This is a genomic window from Vulcanococcus sp., assembly GCF_044369115.1.
GTDB lineage: Bacteria > Cyanobacteriota > Cyanobacteriia > PCC-6307 > Cyanobiaceae > Vulcanococcus.
Map to the genome: position 1 here is coordinate 1 of NZ_JBIPMN010000216.1, position 3,596 is coordinate 3,596.

4 protein-coding genes are annotated in these 3,596 nt (G+C 68.7%); all 4 read right to left on the bottom strand.

The window, feature by feature from the left end; genetic code table 11:
* The coding region (locus ACIQ2E_RS13305) for an OB-fold nucleic acid binding domain-containing protein (protein ID WP_398331457.1) at window positions 1-648 on the bottom strand (648 nt) is incomplete at its 3' end.
* A 67-nt stretch (window positions 649-715) separates the two neighbouring features.
* Window positions 716-1,525, bottom strand: a complete 810-nt coding sequence (gene rpaB / locus ACIQ2E_RS13310; protein ID WP_398331460.1) for a response regulator transcription factor RpaB — start codon at window positions 1,523-1,525, stop codon at window positions 716-718.
* A 119-nt stretch (window positions 1,526-1,644) separates the two neighbouring features.
* The gene (locus ACIQ2E_RS13315; protein ID WP_398331463.1) at window positions 1,645-3,024 is read right to left on the bottom strand and encodes an ABC transporter substrate-binding protein; all 1,380 of its coding nucleotides are present in this window, start codon (window positions 3,022-3,024) and stop codon (window positions 1,645-1,647) included.
* Between the two features lie 4 nt (window positions 3,025-3,028).
* Window positions 3,029-3,532: a rod shape-determining protein MreD gene (locus ACIQ2E_RS13320; protein ID WP_398331466.1), complete on the bottom strand. Its 504-nt coding sequence runs from the start codon at window positions 3,530-3,532 to the stop codon at window positions 3,029-3,031.
* Window positions 3,533-3,596 lie beyond the last annotated feature (64 nt).

Here is a 3,596-nt window from a genome sequence, read left to right on the forward strand (position 1 = left end):
AAACGGCCGGGCATCGGCGCCGCCGGGCACGCTCTGCAGCACCGGCGTTTCGATCTCCAGGAAGCCGCGCTCATCCAGCCAGCGGCGGATCGCGCTCACCGCCACCGCCCGCCGGCGGAAAGTTTCGCGGGTGTGGGGCGACACGATCAGGTCGAGGTAGCGCTGCCGGTAGCGCTTCTCCACATCGGCGAGGCCGTGCCACTTATCAGGCAGTGGCTGCAGGCTCTTGCTGAGCATCTGCCACTGCTTCACCTTCACCGAGAGCTCGCCGCGGTCGGTGCGGCGTAGGGTGCCCTGCACGCCGATCAGATCGCCTGCATCCACCAGGGAGGTGATGTGCGCGAAGGCCCCAGGCGGCGGCGCATCGGGAGAGGCCGCCTCAAGCGTGGCTTTCTCCAGAAACAGCTGGATCGGGCCCGTTTCATCGGCCAGCGTGAAAAAGGCGAGCTTGCCCATCACGCGGCGGGTCATCACCCGGCCAGCCACGGCGACCACCACGTCGCGCTCCTCGCCATTGGCGAGATCCGCATGGGCTTGCTGCAGCTCGGCAGTGCGGTGGCTGGGCTCAAAGCGCAGCGCATAGGGCCCCTGGCCCAGCTCAGAGAGGGCCTTGCCTTTCTCGAGGCGGGTCTCGCGCAGCTCAGACAAAGGACCGGTGCAACTCAGCGTGCGGCCATCCTGCAGGAGCGTGGTGCAGCCGAAGCCCGGATCAGCCTCAGCCTGCAGCAGCCATTCCCGGCAGCTCACCCACACGCTGGGAGGCGTAGCCGGTGCCGCGCACCGTGAGGATCAGCTCGGGGTTGCGGGGATCAGGCTCGAGCTTGCCGCGCAGGCGTGCCACGTACACATCCACCACGCGCAGATCCGCAGCGCGGCGCGGCGGGTAGCCCCAAAGCTGCTCCAGGATTTCGGCGCGGGGCACCACCCGGCCGGGCTCAAGGAACAGCAGCTCCAGCAGGCTGAATTCGGTGTAAGTGAGGCCAATGCGCTCACCGTCGCGGGTCACCTGGCGGCGGTTGGTGTCCACCACCAGATCCCCCACCCGCAGCACGCCTTGGCCCGGCGTCACATCACGGGGTTCGGCAGCGGCGGAGCCGCGGCCCACCCGGCGCAGGATCGTGGCGATCCGGGCTTCAAGCTCCTTGGGGCTGAAGGGCTTGGGCAGATAGTCGTCGGCGCCGAGATCCAGGCCAGCCACCCGCTCAGCAATGGCATCAAGGGCCGAGAGGAAAATGATCGGCACGCACGATTCAGCCCGCAGCCGCCGGCACACGGCGAAGCCATCGAGCTTGGGCAGCATCACGTCGAGCACGACGAGATCGGGCTGCTCCTGGTGGAACAGGGTGAGTGCTTCTTCACCGTCTTCAGCGCACACCACCCGGTAGCCGGCCAGCTGCAGGCGCATCACGAGCACACGGCGCACGGCCGGCTCGTCATCCACAACGAGCAAGGTGGCGCGGTGGCCCTCCGGCCCAGACGCGGCTCCCGACGCATCACCGAGTTGGTGCTGGTCGCCGAGGGCCATACGCACAACAGGTGATGAAGAAGCGCAACGATACATCTCAGGATGAACCTTTCGCAGCCCAAACCGCCTGAAAACAGGGCTATCAGGGGAAGTCTTAAGGATTTCTTCCGGCGTGGGATTTAACGGTTGGCCTGCCCGGCGAAGCGCCCCACCGCATAGGCGTTCCACTGCCGCTCCGCTTCCGCCAAAGCCGCATCACTACTGATCTGGCCGAGCATCGCCCGCTGCAGCTGCGTATACACAATCGCCTGCAGCCGCTTCACGCCCGGGCTGGCGGGCACGAGCACCCGGGCCTGGGCGAGGGTGTCGGCCGAGAGCAGGCGGGCTTGCTGCACCAGGGCCTCCGGCTGGTTGGCTGACTGCTCGGCCCCGAGCTTGCGGCGCAGCTGCTGCAACGCCCCGGGGGAGGAGGGCAGCACCCGGGCCTGCTCAGCAAAACGCTGCTGATTCGCCGCATCGGTGAGAAACAAGGCAAACTCCGCCGCCTTGCCCGCCACCTTGCTCTGGCGAGGAATGGCCAGGGTCATCACCGCCACGTTGGCTTCACCGTTGGCACCGGTGATCGGGGGGTAGGGGCGGGTTGCGGCCGCGATCTGCGGGGCGTTGGTTTGGATGCTGCGCAGAAACTCGGCGCCGCTGCCCACCTGGGCCAGCTCACCGCTCTGATAAAGCTCGATGGCACGGCGGTAGCCCTGGCTCACCACCTCGCGCGGCAGCAGACCGCGACGGTAGAGATCAGTCCAGAAGGCGAAGGCCTGGCGGCCGGCAGGGCTGTTGAAGGCGGCGCGCTGATCGGGGCCCAGCAGGGTCACCCCCATCTGCACCAGGCTCTCCAGCAACTCGGCGGAGTCGTCAGGAACGACGGTGACGAACAGGGCGTAGCGGCCGGTGCGGCGGCGCACCACTTCGGCATAAGCAGGCACCTCGGCCCAGCTGCGGGGCGGGGCGCTGTAGCCCGCCTGCTGCAGCAAGCGCGTGTTGGCCAGGGTGATCCGGGCGGTGAGATACCAGGGGATCGCGAACTGCTGGGGCTGGCCATCGGGCCCGGCACTGCGGCCCGCCTGCCAGATCAGGGGCAGATAGGCCTGTGGCGCCCCCGGGGGGAGCACCGCGTCCAGCGGCAGCAAGCCACCTTTGCTGGCCAGGTTGGCCGCGAACAGCGGGTTGAGGTTCACCACATCGGGCGCCGTGCGGGCGAACACCGCCGCCAGCAGCTTGCGCTCCACCGAGCCCCAGGGGATATCGGTCCACACCACGCGGTAGCCCGGGTTCTGCTGCTCCCAGGCGGCGATCACGCCCTGGAGGTAGGCGTTGAACTTCGGCGCCAGATCGAGGGTCCAGAACTGAATCGTGCGCTCAGAGGCAGCCGGCGGCGCCGCACCCCGGCAGGCGCTGAGGCCCACGGCCAGCGCAGCACCCGCCGCGCCAGCGGCGAGCCGGCGCAGCAGCGATCGGCGGCGCAAGGGAGGCCTGGCAGTGGTGGTGGGCTGACGGGTCATCGGTTCAACTCCTCAGGTCGGCGATGCGGCGCCAGCGCAACAGCAACAGCGAGCAGAGCACCGGTGCGAGCAAACCGGTGATCAGGCTCTGGGCCACCAGGGTGTGCAGGCCAGCCTCCACCAGTGGCAGTTGGCCGCCCCACAGCAGCTGCAGCAACACACTCGCCCCTAACAGCAACGCGCCGAGCAGCGCCAACAAGCCCAGGTTGTAGCTGCGCTCGATCGGCACCCCGCGCCGGCCGATCCGCCCCCACCACCAGCCGAGCAGCATCAACACCGGCACCTCGCTGGCCAGGCCCAGGTGCAAGCCATCCAGCACCAACCCGAGGCAGAGGCCGGCGATGGCACCGGAAGCAGGCCCATCCACCAAGGCCCAGGGCAGCAACCAGAGCACAGCCCAGCTGGGAGCCACCCCGCCGATCTTCAGAACTGCCGGCGAGGCCAGAGTGAGCAGAGGCACCGCCAGGCCCGTGGCCCCGCACCAGCGCTGACGGTGCAACACCCCCATGGCTAACGGGTCACCACCTGCACCCAATCCACCGCATCCACCGGCGCGCTGAGCTGCACCGCCG

What these genes read in the sequence shown, in the direction of transcription:
- rpaB (WP_398331460.1), bottom strand. Translation starts at nt 1,525, where the DNA reads ATGGCCCTCGGCGACCAGCACCAACTCGGTGATGCGTCGGGAGCCGCG.
- ACIQ2E_RS13315 (WP_398331463.1), bottom strand. Translation starts at nt 3,024, where the DNA reads ATGACCCGTCAGCCCACCACCACTGCCAGGCCTCCCTTGCGCCGCCGA.
- ACIQ2E_RS13320 (WP_398331466.1), bottom strand. Translation starts at nt 3,532, where the DNA reads ATGGGGGTGTTGCACCGTCAGCGCTGGTGCGGGGCCACGGGCCTGGCG.